This window comes from Gemelliphila sp. 1F1, assembly GCF_056897515.1.
Window position 1 is genome coordinate 14,210 of the sequence record NZ_JBXHBE010000008.1, and the last position, 17,255, is coordinate 31,464.

Below are 17,255 nucleotides of genomic sequence, written 5' to 3' on the forward strand. Positions count from 1 at the left end.
TACATTATCCTTTCTTTAAAACTAAGTCTATATATTGTTGAGGATTCAAAATAGTAGATGCACTTTGATCTAAAAATGAATCAATACAATTACTACATACTCCTAAAGTTATAGCAATTAATAATAGTGCAATAACAGGAACTAATAATGATTTAGGTAATGGTTTATATTCTAAGTTTTTATTAATATTATCATAAAATATATTTAAGAATATTTTTATAAGTGAATAGAATATAATTAAACCAGATAGAGTAACTATGATACTAGCAAATATTTGTCCATTTTCTACTAAACCACGAATTATAAGAGCTTTACCATAAAATCCACTAAAAGGAGGTACTCCAGCTAAACAAAGTGTTGTAATGAAGAACGTCCAACCAAGTAATGGATATTTATTTATTAATCCACATTTTTGGATACTATGAACATTACAAACATAGATAATTAAACCAACTATAAGGAAAAGTACAGCTTTTAATAGTATATCATTAATTGCGTACAAAATAGTTCCTTTTATACTACTAACATTTAGGGATCCAGCACCAGTAACCATAACTCCTAAAGATATTACTATATTAAAAATTACTATTTGTTTTAGATTTTTTTGATAAATTGCACCAATGCATCCAGCAATTATAGAAATTATCCCTAAGTATATTAATAGATACTTTATAAAACTAGAGTCAAAGTAAAATAAACTGTACGTTCTAATTATAGAGTATAGCCCAACTTTAGTAAGCAATGCTGCAAAAATTACAGAAATAGCTATTGGAGGAGCAGCGTAAGCTCTATTCATCCATGTAAATAGCGGGAATAAAGCACCTTTCATTGCGAATACAAAAATCATTACTGCTCCTACTAAATAAAGGGCAGTTTTGTCTTCTAAGTTAATAATAGTTTTTGAAATATAAGCCATATTCAAGCTACCAACAATAGTGTATAAATAACCAACACTTATAACGAATAAACTTCCTGCAAAAACGTTCATAAGCACATAACTTATTGAAGATTTAACTTGTTCTTTGTTTATACCTACTAAAAGCAATAAGTAAGAAGACATAAGTAAAATTTCATAAAATACAAATAAATTAAATATATCTCCTGTAGTAAAGGCTCCATTAATACCTACCATAATTAATAAAAATCCTGGATAGAAGAAACTTAATTCCCTTTGCTTATCAATAGTTTTGAAAGAATATAGTAATGTTGCCAAAAATACTGTAGCTGATATAAGTATAAGTATACTATTAATACCATCTAAAGCAAGTGTTATTCCAAATGGGCTAACCCAGTTCCCCATTTCTAAAAATAGTAATTTGTAATTTTTTACTAGAAAAATATTATAAGCAGCAGATACAATAACTAAAATATTAGCAATTAAAGTAATTGTTCGCTGGATAGATATTTTGTTTTTAAAAAATATAGCTATAGCAGCGAATAATAACGGAATTGCTATAGGTAAAACTGTTAAATTACTACTCATTAGCATTTACCTCCTTATTAATATTTTCTACATCTTCAAGGACTGTTATATCATCGCTACCTTTTAGTTTGTAATTAGCTATATAAATAGATATTAATAAACATGTAACAGCAAATCCAATAACTATAGCTGTAAGTATTAATGCAGCCGGTACTGGATCTATATAATCGTTTCCTAATTCAGAAATAATTGGAATATCTCCATCGTACAAACCACCAGCAATAAGTATTACAATGTTAGCGGCATGTCCAAAAAGACCGACACCGATAATAATACGCATAGTACTTTTAGAAAGCATAAGATAAACACCAAATCCTACTAAAATACCGCAAAGTATAATCATATAAAATTCCATTATTTACCATCCTTTCCAAAAGCTAATATAACTGACATTAAAACACCAACAACTACTAAATAAACTCCAAGGTCAAAAATAGCAGCAGTGTGAAGCTCGACTTCGCCTATTAGTGGAATATGAGCGTGAGTAAAATGATGTTTAAAGAAATTTTTTCCTACCAGCATACCACTAAATGCAGTTCCAACAGAAAATAATAATCCAGCGGCAGTAACATAAATATAGTTTATAGGTAGTAATTTGTTAGTTTTATCAATTCCATAAGTGAACATAGCTAAGGATATAGCCATTGTACAAAGAAGACCACCTACGAACCCTCCACCAGGATAAAAGTGTCCTGTAAAATATAAATAAAGAGATAATAAAAATATAACTATTGAAGCAGTAGAAGCTAAGGTTTTTAATATTAAATCATTAGTTTTCATTTTTATTCTCTCCTTTTTTTATAATTTTGAACATAGCGTAAATGATTAATGCGACCATACACATAACTGTTATTTCAAACAATGTATCAAAGCCACGGAAATCTACTATAATAACATTGACAATATTACCTCCACCAGAAGGTTTTACATTATCAAAATAAAATTTACTAATTTCAGATGGATGTTTTTGAGCATAAGCTACTAGACCTACTATTGTGAAACTTATTCCGGTAATTGTTGCAATTATAGCATTAGTTAATTTGAACTTAGGCTTTTCTATATGTTTTGTCTTATTAGTCAATATTATAAATGCCACTAAAAAGATTATTGTAGATATAGATTCTATAACAAATTGAGTCATAGCAAGATCAGGAGCTCTGAATGTAACATATAGAGCTGTCATCATAAATCCTATACCAGATGATGTCATAATTAAAACCAATCTATTAGTAATTTTAGCTAAAGCTAGACAACATGTTGCAATTCCGAAAGCAAGTACTATGTTGATATAGTGTACTTCAGAGAAATTACCAATAAGTTTAGGTGATCCTAGTGCAAAGTACCCTCCGATTATAGTTGCAGAAAGTGTTACAAAGATATAACTCATATTGCGTCTTATTCTATTAGTTATGAATAAATCGTGCAAATATTCACATAATTTGTGAAGATTAGTAGCAGATTTATCATAAAGTTTTTGAATAGATATAATAACGGCACTATAATTATAAACTACATTTTTGCTAGCGAAAGTTACATAAATAATTGAACCTATAATTATTACAATTATTGTTGTTATTAACTCTGTTGATATAATGCTATCGTGATTAATATGTGTTGTGTAGTCTTTTGATTTAACTGCCGCTTCTTGAGCAGGTATAACTATATAATCTTTATAAAAATTATTAGCTAAAGTAAAGATAGCAAGAATTGCTGGAGCTATTACTATACCTTTGCTAGGCTTATGAAATTTATGTTTTCCTAGAACTTTATTATCAAATGTTCCTAAAAATGGTTTAAAAGCAAGAATCATAGAATAAACAAAAGTTCCTATAGCTGCAATTACAGCCATAAAAATCACTATTAAATACATAGGACTAGTATTAGTTAAACTATAAAGAACCGTTAAGAAATATTCTTTTGAATAAAATCCACTAAAAGGAGGAACTCCCGCCATAGACATTCCTGCTAAAATACTAATTACAAAGTTTACAGGTAAGAATGCACGCATACCTCTTATCATTGATATATCACGAGAATGTAGAGTATGGTCTATTATCCCTGTTACCATAAATAAACTTGCTTTAAATGCTGCGTGATTTAAGATATGAAAACAAACGGCATAAAATGCAAATGTATAAACAGAATTATTATTGTTAGCTAATCCAAGATTACCAATACCAATCATTAGAGTCATCATACCTAGCTGACTAATTGTTGAATATGCTAATATAGATTTTAAATCTTTTAAAAATATTGCATTAATAGATCCTAGTAGCATAGTAATTGCACCAAAAGCAATTAGGATATTTCCAAAAGTATTGTTAAATGCAAAAACAACACCTATTCTAAGAAGTAGATAGATACCTGCTTTAACCATTGTAGCTGAATGCAAGTAACTACTAATAGGAGTAGGTGCAGCCATCGCATCTGGTAACCAAATATGGAATGGGAATTGTGCCGATTTAGTAAATGCACCGATAATCATTAAAACCATAGCTATATATATAATATTATTAAAACTGTTATTTTGACTATAGTTTATAATATCTGATATGATGAAACTACCTGTAATATTATAAAGGATAAAGATTCCTAATAACATTAATACTCCACCAAAAACAGTTATTATGAGTGATTTTAGTGCACCTTTTCTTGATACATCACTTTCATGCCAATAACTAATAAGCAAGAATGATGATACAGAAGTAAATTCCCAAAACATATACATACTAAGCAAATTATCAGATAAAACTACTCCTAGCATTGCTGACATAAAAATCATTAAAAAGATATAAAATTTATGTAGCTTAGGATCATCCTTTTGCATATAGTATGTAGAATAAAGAATTACTAAAGTACCTATACCAGTAATAAGAAGTGCAAATAACAATGATAGACCGTCTAAAGTGAGATTTATATCTAGTCCAACATTAGATGCAAACGAAAATGTACTTATTAGTCGATTTCCATTATATATACTTTTTATAGTTGTTAAAAAATATAAAAACAAACTAAAAGGAATGAATATAATAAATGCTCCTAGATGTATGTTTTTTACATATTTTTTGAGTAAAGGTACTATAAAAATTGCAAGTAAAGGTAATAAAATACTTACTTGTAACATTAAAAAACCTCTCTTTCTTTAAAATAAATTGATAGTACTTATTATATAATAATTAAAAATAAAATGCTAGAATAAACCATTGTAAATGTATACAAAAAATAAATGCTACACGGTTTTAGTTAGAAAAATTAAATTTTAGATGATTACAGCTTGTATAACAGAAATATTAATATAGACACGTAATAATAAAAAATAACTTGTTAGATTTTTAAAAAGAATGTATAATATATAGGTAAAACATTTTCAGGAGGAACAAAATGACAAATATTCAGACACCACATATTAAGCCTAATGGAGTAGAAATTGCTGAAACTATTTTATTACCTGGGGATCCGTTAAGAGCTAAATTTATAGCAGAAACTTTTTTAGAAGATGCTAAATGCTTTAATGAAGTTAGAGGAATGTTAGGATATACAGGAACTTATAAAGGAAAGAAAATTTCTGTAATGGGTACAGGAATGGGACCGGCTAGTATAGGTATTTATTCTTATGAATTAATTCATTTCTTTGGGGTGAAAAATCTTATAAGGATAGGTACTTGTGGGGCTCTACAACCAGAAGTTAAATTATATGATGTAATTTTAGGAATGACTTCATCTACAAATTCTAATTATTTACATCAGTATAATATACCTGGACAGTTAAGTTTACCTGCTTCTTTCGAACTGTTGAATAAAGCTTATCAAGTAGCAAACGAAAAAGGAGTAGATACACACGTAGGAAATATTTTATGTAGTGAAATATTCTATAACGCAGACAAGAGTGCTATGGAAAATTGGATAAAAATGGGAATTTTAGCAGTAGAAATGGAGAGTACAGCATTGTATGCTAATGCAATAGCAGCAGGAGTTAACGCTTTAACAATTTTAACTGTTAGTGACTCATTAGTTACAGGAGAAGAAACAACACCTGAAGAACGTCAAACAGCATTTACAAAAATGATGGAAATAGCTTTAGAATTAGCTTAATTATTTAGACTAGAAAGGTAATTTGAATATGCAATACAATGAGTTATACAAAAAATGGGTAGAAAGCCCAATGTTGACGGAAGAAGAAAAAAATCAACTTATAAACATAGTAAATAATGAGGAAGAAAAAGAAGATAGATTTTATAAAGAGTTAGAATTTGGAACTGCTGGTCTACGAGGGAAAGTAGGAATGGGTTCTAATAGAATGAATAGATTTATAATAGCTCGTGCAACTAAAGCATTAGCTCAAACTATTATAGATAATGGGTTACAAGATAAAGGTATAGCTATCGCTCATGATTGTCGATTATTCTCGAAAGAATTTGCTAAGTTAGCTGCTTTAGTTATGGCAAGTAACGGAATAAAAGCGTACTTATTTGAGGATTTAAGACCAACGCCTGAACTTTCTTATACTATTCGTTATTTAGGAACTGCTAGTGGGATAAATATAACAGCTAGCCATAATCCAAAAGAATATAATGGCTATAAAGTTTATTGGGAAGAAGGTTCTCAAATTAAATCTAATATAAGTGATAAAGTTTTAGAATATATTAATTCAATGGATATATTCGGAGAATATGTTACTATATCTGAGGAAGATGCTTTAGAAAAAGGATTATTAGTATATATAGGAGAAGAAGTAGATGAGAAATTCTACGAAGAAGCTTTAGCACAAACTATTAACGATGATAATATTGATAAAGATATTTCAGTAGTTTATACTCCTTTAAATGGGGCAGGATATAAAGCTGTTACTACGGTTTTAGCACGTCGAGGATTCAAAAATGTACATGTAGTAGAAGAACAAAAAGATCCAGATGGTACATTCCCAACGATAGAATATCCAAATCCAGAAGATGTTGCAGCATTCGAATATAGTGAGAGATTAGCTAAAAAAGTTAATGCAGATATTTTAATTGCTACAGACCCAGACTGCGATAGATTAGCAGTTGAAGTTGTTCATAAAAATGAAATTGTTTCTTTAAATGGAAATCAAGTAGGGGCTCTTTTAGTAAAATATGTTATAGAAAGTTTAGATGAAAGAAATAAATTGCCAGAAAATCCAGTAATAGTTAAATCAATAGTTACTTCGAAAATGGTAGAGCCTCTTTGTAGAGAATATGGAATAGAAGTAATTGATGTTCTTACAGGATTTAAAAATATCTCGGCATTACCTAATGAATTTGATATTACCAAAGAAAAGAATTATATTATGGGGTATGAAGAAAGTATAGGTTATAATGTAGGAACTTTCCTTAGAGATAAAGATGGTGTAACTATTGCAATGGTGTTAGTAGAAGCAGCAGCATATTATAAAAAACAAGGAAAAACATTAGTAGATGTTTTAGAAGATTTCTATAAAAAATATGGATACTACCTAGATAAAACTATATCTATAACTTTAGAAGGTGCAGCAGGAGCAAAACGTATTTCTAGAATGATGGAAAAATATAGAGAAATATATGCAAAAGAAATATCAGGAGCTAAAGTAGTTGCTATAACAGATTATTTAGTAGAAAAAGAATATGATTTAATTAATAATAGTGAAGTAGCTATAGATATAGAAAAAACAAATGCTGTTAAATTCTCTTACGATGATGAAACTTGGTACACATTGCGACCAAGTGGAACAGAGCCAAAAGTTAAACTTTACATTTATGTAAGGGGAGATGATAAAAAACAAGCAGAAGCAAAAATTGATACTGTAGAAAAAGTAGTACTAGATTTACTATATTCAATAGAATAATTTATACAAACTGATTTAGAAATTCTTATTTTCTAAGTCAGTTTATATTAAATATCAACTTAGAAAAAGAAGGTTGTGGAGGTAATTAATTTTGGACTACAAAAATACAATTGTAGAAGGAAACTATAATATATATCCATCATATTTGAATCGACATAATACGTTATTTGGTGGACAAATTCTTTATTGGTTAGATGAAATTATGGGATTAGTTGTGAGAAAATATACTAGCATACCATTTGTTACAGCTAGTATTGATAATTATCAATTTATTGATGCAGTTCCGAAAGAAGATATGGTAACATTAAAAAGTTATGTATCTGGAGTAGGTAATAGAAGTATAGAAATATTTGTAGAGGTTTCTGCTTTTAATCACACAACGAGAGAAACTAGACTAATAGGTACTTGTTTTGCTACATTTTCTATTAGAAAAGATATAATACTTGATGATAAATTAGAAGAAGTTACTGATTATGATAGTATTTTAACTAAATTAGTTTCAGGTGGTTATAATGATAGAAAAAAAGGAGAATTTTCTTATCGTCAGTTCTCTAAGCAATATAAAGAACTATTTTAATAAAAATAAGAGGTGAAATATTATGAAATATAATACTATGTTAGATAGATTTCTAAAATACGTTAAGTTTGAAACTAGATCTGATGCTAGTAGTGATACTATTCCATCAACACCACAGCAAAAAGAATTTTTGAAAATGCTAAAACAAGAATTAGAAGAAATAGGATTGAGTGATGTAGTGCTAACAGAAGAAAATTGTTTCTTAACAGCAACATTACCAGCCAATACGGATAAACCTTTTGATAAAATAGGATTTATCTCTCATGTTGATACGGCAGACTTTAATGCAGTAGGAATTAAACCTAATGTTATAGATGTGTATGATGGGGAAGACATTGTATTAAATAATAGCGAAAATATATTAATGACTCTGGGAGACTTTCCTAACTTAAAAAATTATGTAGGGAAAACACTTATTACAACAGATGGTACTACACTACTAGGAGCTGATGATAAAGCTGGAATTGTAGAGATAGTAGAAGCTATGAAATATTTATTAGAACATCCAGAAATTGAACATGGAGAGATTCGTGTAGCTTTTGGTCCGGATGAAGAGATAGGGCGAGGAGCAGATAATTTTGATGCAAAATATTTTAATACAGACTATGCGTATACTATGGATGGAGGAGTATTAGGAGAATTACAATATGAAAGTTTTAATGCTGCTCAAATTACATACAAAATAACAGGTGTTAGTGTCCATCCCGGAACAGCAAAAGATAAAATGAAAAATGCAAATATGATTGCAGTTGAGTTAGCATCATTATTCCCTAAAGAAGAAGTTCCAGAGCATACTTCAGGATATGAAGGATTTTATTTACTTCATGACTTAAAAGCTAGAATAGAAGAAGCAACGCTAACATATATAATTCGTGACTTTGATAGAGAGAAATTTTTATCTAGAAAACAATTTTGTGAAGATGTTGCTAAGCAAATTAATGCTAAATATGGAAATGTAGTTGATTATGAATTGTTTGATCAATATTATAATATGGGAGATATTATAGAAAAAGACAAAAAATCTGTCGATATTGCAGAGTTGGCTATGAAAAATTTAGATATTAAGCCTATTATAGTACCTATTCGTGGAGGAACGGACGGCTCTAAAATATCTTATATGGGTATACCAACACCTAATATATTTGTTGGAGGAGAGAATTTCCATGGGCAATATGAGTTTAGTTGTTTAGACGATATGAAGAAAGCTGCTGACGTAATTGTTGAGATATCAAAATTAGCCAAAAAATAAAATCATTAATTATAGATTTTAAAGTAGTATTTATATAATACTACTTTTATTTTTTTTGAAAAGATTGTAAAATATTAACTATAAAAATTATTTTAGATAGGAGAAAAGATGAAAATTAAATCCTACAAATTATACTTAATAGATTTAGATGGTACTATATATAATGGGAATGAAAAAATAGAGTACGCAAAAGAGTTTATAGATTATTTAAACGATAACAATATAGATTATTTGTTTTTGACCAATAATTCTACTAGATTAGAAAAAGATGTAGTAAGTAAATTAAAAGAATTTGATATAACAACTTCAGAAAAAAATGTTTTTACATCATCTGCAGCAACGGCTATGTATTTATTAAATAATAACATAAAGAAAGTATTTGTTATTGGTGAAGCAGGATTGAAGTCCACCCTAGAAAGAAATAATATCTCTTTAGTATCAGAAGAAGCACAGGGAGTAGTAGTTGGCTTGGATAGATTGGTAAATTATGATAAGCTAACTAAAGCTTGTCAAATTATATTAAAAGGGGCTAAGTTTGTTGCCACTAACCCTGATAAATTACTTCCAACAGAAAATGGGATGGCACTTAGTAATGGAGGCCAAGTAAAATTGTTAGAATATGCTACTGATACTGAAGCAACGGTTATAGGAAAACCTAATAACATTATGATGGAACTAGCAATAAGTAAATTTGGTTATAGTAAAGAAGATATTGTAATGGTAGGAGATAATTATGATACGGATATATTAGCTGGTATAAATAGTAATATAGACACTATTCATGTTCAAACTGGAGTTACGAGTAAGGAACAGTTACTAAATAAAGTAAAACAACCTACATATAGTATAGAAAATTTAAGTAAACTATTTTAATTATAAGTTAAGAGGTAAAAAATGATAATAAATAATGCAGAACAATTAGAAAAAATGAAAGAAATAGGCTATATTTGTGCTAAAATTCGAGATACTATGCAAGAAAATGCACGTCCTGGAATATCTACTAAAGAACTTGATAATATAGCTAAAAAAATGTTTGAAGAATACGGAGCAAAATCTGCGCCTATAACTGAATATGATTTTCCGGGATATACTTGCATTTCTCTTAACAATCAAGTAGCACATGGAATTCCGTCAAATAGTAAAATATTAAAAGATGGAGATTTATTGAATATAGATGTTTCTGGCTGTAAGGATGGGTACTATGCGGATACAGGTATTTCTTTTGTAGTTGGAAAATGTGATGATCCAATGAAACAAAAAGTTTGTGACGTTGCAAAGGAATCATTTTATGAAGGAATTAAATTTGCAGTTGCAGGGAAGAAGATAAATCAAATAGGAAAAAATATTCATAAAAAAATAAAGGAACATAAATTAGAAGTAATAGAAAATTTAACTGGTCATGGAATTGGAACTAGCTTGCATCAAGAGCCTAGTCACGTTTTTAATTATTTTGATCCGTGGGATAATCTTATTTTAAAAGAAGGTATGTGTTTAGCTGTAGAACCATTCGTTTCTACAAAGGCCAAAGAAGTAGGGAATAGTGATCGTGATGAATGGGAATTAGTTACAAAAGATAATTCTTTTGTAGCTCAATATGAACATACAATTGTTGTTCAAGAAAATGGAGAACCGTTGATTTTAACTAAAATTGATTAAGATAATTGACAATTAAAAGAAAATACATTAATATTACACTTACTATAAAATTTTAGGAGAAAAAATAAATGGCAGAAAATTTAGTAATTGTCGAATCTCCGTCAAAAGCCAAAACAATAGAAAAATATCTTGGTAAGAAGTACAAAGTTATTTCTTCCAAAGGACACATAAAAGACTTACCAAAAAGTAGAATGGGAGTAGAGGTAATTGATAGAGATAATATAGTTGCTGATTACATTTCTATACGTGGAAAAGGAGATGTAATAAAAAATTTAAAAAAAGAAGCAAAAGGGATGAAAAATATTTACTTAGCATCCGATCCTGATAGAGAAGGTGAAGCAATAGCTTGGCATATATCAAGTATACTAGATTTGGATAAAGGAAAAAATAGAATTATCTTTAACGAAATTACTAAAGATGCAGTAAAAGAAGCTATAAAACATCCAAGGGATTTAGATGAAAATCTAGTAGATTCTCAACAAGCTAGAAGGGTATTAGATAGATTAGTAGGGTACAATATATCTCCTGTATTGTGGAAAAAAGTAAAACCTAAATTATCAGCTGGACGTGTTCAAAGTACGGCATTAAAGTTAATAGTTGATAGAGAAAGTGAAATTAGAAACTTTATACCAGAAGAGTATTGGTCAATGCCGATAGACTTTATAAAAAATAGAAGGATATTGACAGCTAATTTCTATTCTTACAAAGGAGAAAAAATAAAATTACAATCCAAAAAAGATGTTGATTCAATAAAGAAAGCTATAAAAGGTCAGACATTTTTAGTTACCGATGTATCAAAAACAAATAAAAATAGAAATGCTCCTAATGTATATACTACTTCAACTATGCAACAAGACGCCTCTAGAAAAATAAATTTTAAGACTAGAAAGACTATGAGTGTTGCACAAGAATTATATGAAGGAATAAATTTGAAAAAATTAGGAGGAATTACAGGGCTTATTACCTATATGAGGACTGACTCTATAAGAATATCTGATGAAGCAAAGAACTCTTGTTATAACTTTATTTTAGAAAATTATGGAAAAGAATATGCTCTTTTAGGTAATAAAAAGGTAAAAAATAAAAAAAATGTTCAAGATGCTCACGAAGGTATTCGTCCTACAAATATAGAGTTTACGCCAGATAAAATAAAAGAGTATTTAACTAATGATCAATTTAAACTTTATAAATTGATTTGGGAAAGATTTATAGCTAGTCAAATGGCAGCAGCAGTTTATGAATCAACAAGTACAACATTTGAAAATAATAAAGTAGTATATAAAGCTAGTGAGTCGAAGGTTATTTTTGATGGTTTTTTGAAAGTTTTAAAAGAGAAAGAAAAAATCAAAAGATATGCTGAATTTGAAAAAGGTGAAGAAGCAAAAATAAAAGAAATCAAAGAACAGCAACACTTCACTCAACCACCAGCTAGATATTCAGAGGCAAGATTAATCGCAACTTTAGAAGAACTAGGCATAGGAAGACCATCTACTTATGCAACTATAATAGATACTTTGCAAAGAAGATACTATGCTAAAATTACGAATAAAGCATTCGTTCCTACAGAATTAGGAGAAATAGTGTGTAATATAATATCACAGTACTTCCCAGATATAATTAACTCTGAATTTACAGCAAATTTAGAAAGTGATTTAGATAAGATAGCTGAAGGAAATATAAAATGGCAAGAAGCTATATATAATTTTTATGATAATTTTTATAAAGATGTTCAAAAAGCGGAGCAAGAATTAGAAAAAATAGAGATCAAAAAGGAGTACACAGGAGAAAATTGTCCGGAGTGTAATTCGCCATTACTATTTAAGTTAGGAAAATTTGGAAAATTTGTTGCTTGTTCTAATTTTCCAGATTGTAGATATACAGAAACTATCCAGAAAAAAATAGGAGTTACTTGTCCTAAATGTAAAAAACATGATATTTTGGAGAAAAAATCTAAAAAAGGTAAGATATTTTATGGGTGTGAAGGATTTCCTGAATGTGATTTTGTTTCGTGGGATAAGACTATAAATAGAAATTGTCCTAAGTGTGAAAATATTCTTTATGAAGGAAAGAAAGCAGTTTATTGTGCTAACTGTGATTATAAAGAAGATAACAGTAATAAGTAATATAAAAGGCAAATACAAATTAAGTTGTATTTGTCTTTATTTGTTGTATAAATATTTGTATGGTTGAATGAGCAATAAATGAAAATAAATCAATTTTCATTAACTATTACAGCATTTTTCAAATAATTGATTTTAAATATAAATTTTTAGAAAATTTAATTTAAAAATGAAAAAAATACAAACAATATATTGACATTTAATATTAAATATAATACTATATATACATCTCATTTGGCGAGAATTAAAATATTTAAGGAGGATTTAATTTGAAGTTTTTTAAAGAAAGGCCGTACATTTCTATAGGATTTATGTTATTTGCTATGTTTTTTGGAGCAGGTAATTTAATTTTCCCAGCATTTTTAGGACAAAACGCAGGAACCAATTTGGCGTGGGCTGATTTAGGATTAATTTTTACAGGAGTAGGATTGCCATTAGTAGCAGTTTTAGTAGTAGGATACTCTGGAGAAAAAGATTTATTAGCATTATCTAGCAGAGCAGGGAAATGGTTTGGATTATCATTTACAACGTTATTATACTTAACTATTGGACCATTTTTTGCAATACCTAGAACAGGGACTACGACGTATGATTTAGGAGTTAGTATTTTTGTTCCCGAAGAATATCAAAAAATAGGATTAGTATTATTTTTAGCATTTTTTATGGGATTGTCTTTATGGTTATCAATTAATCCAGGAAAATTAGTTGATAGAATAGGAACTATAATCACACCAGTATTGTTGATTGCTATCATTATTCTAATTATAGCTTCAATAGTAAATCCTATGGGAAGTTATGGCACACCTACAGAATTATATTCAACTTCAGCAGGTGCATTATCGGCTGGTATTCTAGAAGGATATAATACTATGGATGTTCTTGCTGCTTTAGTATTCGGAAATATTGTGATGGATGCGGTTCGTCAATATGGTGTTCGTGATAAAGGAGAAGAAAGTAAAAGTACTTTGAGAGCTGCAGTTATAGCATCAGGTCTTTTAGGGATTATTTATGTATTTATTTCTAACATAGGAGCAACTTCTCTGGAAAGATTGGGATTACAAAAAAATGGAGCAGGAGTTCTAACAGGAGCAATTAACTACTACTTTGGTACCGTAGGGAATATTTTATTGTTTGTAATAGTATTCTTAGCATGTTTAACTACTAGTGTAGGGTTAATAACTGCTTGTTCAATTTATTTAAATAGACTTTTCCCGAAAGTTAGTTATCAAACTTTTGCAATAGGAATAGCTTTATTCTCTTTTGCTGTAGGTAATTACGGTTTAACTACACTTATCCAAGCAGCTGTTCCAGTATTAGTTTTACTTTATCCTTTATCAATAGTTTTAGTTATTTTAGGATTTACTAACAATTTATTTAATGGTAAAAAAGAAGTATATGTTTATACTATGGTAGCAACATTACTATTTAGTTTATATACTACAATATCTTCAACGTTTGGAGTATCTATTAATGTTCTAGATAAAGCTATAGCATATATTCCACTTAATGAACATAGTTTTGGTTGGTTAACTATAGCAGTGCTAGGGTTTATAATAGGATTAGTTGTGAGTATGGTTAAACCTAAAAAATAATTTATTATAAATTTAAAGAAAGTTAAGTTATTGTTTGCTTAACTTTCTTTTTCTTGAAAATATGTACAATATATTATATTATTGATATAATAATTAATTGTATAATATAAAAAACAATTGCTGAGGTATTTATGGCATTAGAATTTAAGAATTTTAGGAAAAAAATAAGTAGGAAAGTTAATTTAGAACTAGATTTTTTATTAGAAGATAACAATAATTTGGCTATTATTGTTGATAATGGTAGTAGCCTTATTATAGAAAAAGTTTTTAAAAATAAAACGAAATATGATGGAGAAATATTATTTAATAAAAATAATATAAAGAATATTTCTAGACCTCTCTTTAAAGAAGAGATAGGATTTTACAATTCGTTTACTATTTATGAAAATTTTAAAAATATTTTGAGTTTGTACAATATAAAATATGAAAAGAATATTTTGATAGATAGTATAGAAAAGCTAGATATCAAAAGTAATGCTAAATATAAACATATAACAGATTCTGAAAAAGAAAAATTACATATTTATTTTTTAACGTTAGTTAGTAAGAAATTATTAATATTAAATTTAATAGATAGCCCTTTGACTAAAGAAGATGAACAAATTATTTTTGCTGTTTTAAAAGAAGTAGTAATGAATAATGATTTAACTTTTATTTGTATATCTAGAACTATTAATTTGATATCTGAGTTGTGTCAGAATGCTTTGGTTATCGCCGATAATAAACAGTCTTACTATGGTAGCCTTGCACAGCTTAATGTTGTTAAGGATTTGGTAATAATAGAACTTGATAATCCAAATATGGATAAAATATCTAATGACTTAACTATAGATATTAAAGCTATAGGTAATAAATTAATTTTAAGAAAAGCAGATTTAGAAACTGCATTATATTATTTCGTAAAATCTGACATTAGAGTAGTTAATATAGATGACTTTAATAAAAACACATCACTTTATGAGGTTAAGGAGTAGTTATGTTAAAAATAGAGTTTTTAAAAATATTAAAAAGAAAATATAATTATATATATTTCCTAGTTAGTACAGTAATTCTGCTAGGATTAACTTATAGTTATGAAAGAATTTGTAACTATTTGAATATAGCTTCTGCAGATTTTATATATTCTTATCTTTATAAAGTAGTTTTAGTTTTTTCTATGATAATTGCAGTTGTTAACTTAGTTCGTTCATATAGAGAAGATTATTATACTGGGGTGTATAAAATATTAAAAAATGCTAATGTTTCTTATTTCAATTCTTTATTTTCTAAAGTTTTAACTAATTTTACAATTTTTTCATTAACTATGATTACTAAAATTGCGATAGTTAATAGTTATTTGCATTTCTTTAAAGGAATAGAAGTAGAAGTATTTTTAAATGAAAAATATTTTATATTAGTCTTAGTAATGTTAATGTTTACTGTACTAATAACGCTATTTGTACTTTCAATGTTTAATGATTCTAATATAGCATTATCATTAGTTTTATTATTTTTCTTAGGTAGCAAGTATTTAGCAATATATTTGGTAAAAATTAATGAAATTTTTATAAATATAAAATATACTTTTTTAGGAGTGTATAATGAAGCTTTTGAATTATTAGGAAGCACTATGAGTGTTAAAAATTTTTATGAGATAATTATTAGTTTGCTTGTAAATTGTTTAATTTTATTTATATTGTCATTAGCAATAAAATTAATTAAGAAAAAATAATTGACATTGTGAATTAATTTGACTATAATTATGATAATAGTTCCAAAGGGGAGTAACTTAGTTCGCTAAGAACTTCTAATATCGTCATTTCGTAGATAAATTATCTATCGGTATTAGAGATAACTGTGTTATTTAGTAAGACCTTTGCTTAAAATAATTTTAAGCAGAGGTTTTTTATATTGGAAAGGAGATTACAATGGACACACAGATTTTATTACAATATGTTATAGTTTTGTTAAGTTTAATTTTATTAGAAGGATTACTTTCGGCAGATAATGCTATTGTTTTGGCAATAATGGTAAGACATTTACCAGTTAATCAACAGAAAAAAGCTTTACTTTATGGTCTTTTTGGCGCATTATTTTTTAGGATAGTAGCTATTTTCTTAATTACCGTTTTAGCTAATTATTGGCAAATTCAAGTTATTGGTGGATTGTACCTACTTTATATGTCTATAAGTCATATTATTGATTTCTATAAGAAATTAGATGCAGAACCTGAAGAAGCAGAAGAAATCAGCAAAGGAAAACAAAGTGGATTCTGGATGACTGTGTTAAAAGTGGAGCTAACTGATATTGCATTTGCGGTAGATTCTATTTTAGCTGCAGTTGCTATTGCAATAACATTGCCTCACATTTCAGAAACTACAATAGGTGGAATTAATTTAGGACAGTTTACTGTTATGGTAATTGGAGGAATCATAGGTGTTATTATAATGAGATATGCTGCTAATGTGTTTATTAAAGTGTTAAACGATAAACCAGGTTTAGAGCTTGCAGCATTTCTTATAGTTGCTTGGGTAGGTATAAAGTTGTTTGTTATAGCAGCAGCTAATCCGGCGTTAGGATATTTAGATCCTCATTTCCCACATTCTACAACTTGGACTATAATATTCTGGGCAGTTCTATTAGGGTTACTAATTTTTGGAGTATTTTATTCGAATAAATTAAATGAAAAATCAAAAAAATAATTTAATGATTAACTTCTCTTAATAAGAGAAGTTAATCTCTTTTTATAATTGAATTACT

15 protein-coding genes are annotated in these 17,255 nt (G+C 28.1%); 11 read left to right on the plus strand and 4 right to left on the minus strand.

Annotated elements, in window-relative coordinates; all coding sequences use genetic code 11:
- Nucleotides 1–4: 4 nt before the first annotated feature.
- From AC1XWJ_RS07495 to mbhE, 4 genes are read right to left on the minus strand one after another with little or no spacing between them, the layout of a single operon-like run.
- Nucleotides 5–1,483: a proton-conducting transporter transmembrane domain-containing protein gene (locus AC1XWJ_RS07495; protein ID WP_483335271.1), complete on the minus strand. Its 1,479-nt coding sequence runs from the start codon at nt 1,481–1,483 to the stop codon at nt 5–7.
- Nucleotides 1,476–1,838, minus strand: a complete 363-nt coding sequence (locus AC1XWJ_RS07500) for a sodium:proton antiporter (RefSeq protein WP_483335272.1) — start codon at nt 1,836–1,838, stop codon at nt 1,476–1,478. The genes AC1XWJ_RS07495 and AC1XWJ_RS07500 overlap by 8 nt, the downstream gene beginning before the upstream one ends.
- A complete protein-coding gene (locus AC1XWJ_RS07505) occupies nt 1,838–2,263 on the minus strand; it encodes an MnhB domain-containing protein (protein WP_483335273.1) in 426 nt (141 codons plus the stop codon). The genes AC1XWJ_RS07500 and AC1XWJ_RS07505 overlap by 1 nt, the downstream gene beginning before the upstream one ends.
- On the minus strand, nt 2,253–4,607 hold the full coding sequence (gene mbhE, locus AC1XWJ_RS07510; protein WP_483335274.1) for a hydrogen gas-evolving membrane-bound hydrogenase subunit E: 2,355 nt from the start codon (nt 4,605–4,607) through the stop codon (nt 2,253–2,255). Before mbhE ends, AC1XWJ_RS07505 begins: the two co-directional genes overlap by 11 nt.
- 257 nt (nt 4,608–4,864) lie before the next feature.
- On the opposite strand from mbhE, the gene deoD reads away from it, so the two are divergent.
- From deoD to AC1XWJ_RS07565, 11 genes are all read left to right on the plus strand, one after another.
- Nucleotides 4,865–5,575, plus strand: a complete 711-nt coding sequence (gene deoD / locus AC1XWJ_RS07515; RefSeq protein ID WP_483335275.1) for a purine-nucleoside phosphorylase — start codon at nt 4,865–4,867, stop codon at nt 5,573–5,575.
- 28 nt (nt 5,576–5,603) lie between these two features.
- Complete coding sequence (locus AC1XWJ_RS07520) at nt 5,604–7,322, plus strand: phospho-sugar mutase (RefSeq protein WP_483335276.1); 1,719 nt, start codon at nt 5,604–5,606, stop codon at nt 7,320–7,322.
- 91 nt (nt 7,323–7,413) lie between these two features.
- Nucleotides 7,414–7,899, plus strand: a complete 486-nt coding sequence (locus AC1XWJ_RS07525) for an acyl-CoA thioesterase (protein WP_483335277.1) — start codon at nt 7,414–7,416, stop codon at nt 7,897–7,899.
- Between the two features lie 22 nt (nt 7,900–7,921).
- Nucleotides 7,922–9,148 (plus strand): peptidase T, encoded by a 1,227-nt coding sequence (gene pepT, locus AC1XWJ_RS07530; RefSeq protein WP_483335278.1) that lies wholly within the window; start codon nt 7,922–7,924, stop codon nt 9,146–9,148.
- A gap of 108 nt (nt 9,149–9,256) precedes the next feature.
- The gene (locus AC1XWJ_RS07535) at nt 9,257–10,021 is read left to right on the plus strand and encodes a TIGR01457 family HAD-type hydrolase (RefSeq protein WP_483335279.1); all 765 of its coding nucleotides are present in this window, start codon (nt 9,257–9,259) and stop codon (nt 10,019–10,021) included.
- A 21-nt stretch (nt 10,022–10,042) separates the two neighbouring features.
- Nucleotides 10,043–10,804: a type I methionyl aminopeptidase gene (gene map, locus AC1XWJ_RS07540; RefSeq protein WP_483335280.1), complete on the plus strand. Its 762-nt coding sequence runs from the start codon at nt 10,043–10,045 to the stop codon at nt 10,802–10,804.
- A gap of 68 nt (nt 10,805–10,872) precedes the next feature.
- Nucleotides 10,873–12,927: a type I DNA topoisomerase gene (gene topA, locus AC1XWJ_RS07545; RefSeq protein WP_483335281.1), complete on the plus strand. Its 2,055-nt coding sequence runs from the start codon at nt 10,873–10,875 to the stop codon at nt 12,925–12,927.
- A gap of 266 nt (nt 12,928–13,193) precedes the next feature.
- On the plus strand, nt 13,194–14,516 hold the full coding sequence (brnQ, locus tag AC1XWJ_RS07550; protein WP_483335282.1) for a branched-chain amino acid transport system II carrier protein: 1,323 nt from the start codon (nt 13,194–13,196) through the stop codon (nt 14,514–14,516).
- A gap of 131 nt (nt 14,517–14,647) precedes the next feature.
- Nucleotides 14,648–15,490: a hypothetical protein gene (locus AC1XWJ_RS07555; RefSeq protein ID WP_483335283.1), complete on the plus strand. Its 843-nt coding sequence runs from the start codon at nt 14,648–14,650 to the stop codon at nt 15,488–15,490.
- 2 nt (nt 15,491–15,492) lie between these two features.
- The gene (locus AC1XWJ_RS07560) at nt 15,493–16,227 is read left to right on the plus strand and encodes a hypothetical protein (protein WP_483335284.1); all 735 of its coding nucleotides are present in this window, start codon (nt 15,493–15,495) and stop codon (nt 16,225–16,227) included.
- Nucleotides 16,228–16,423: 196 nt separating this feature from the next.
- Nucleotides 16,424–17,197 (plus strand): TerC family protein, encoded by a 774-nt coding sequence (locus AC1XWJ_RS07565; protein WP_483335285.1) that lies wholly within the window; start codon nt 16,424–16,426, stop codon nt 17,195–17,197.
- Nucleotides 17,198–17,255: the final 58 nt, after the last annotated feature.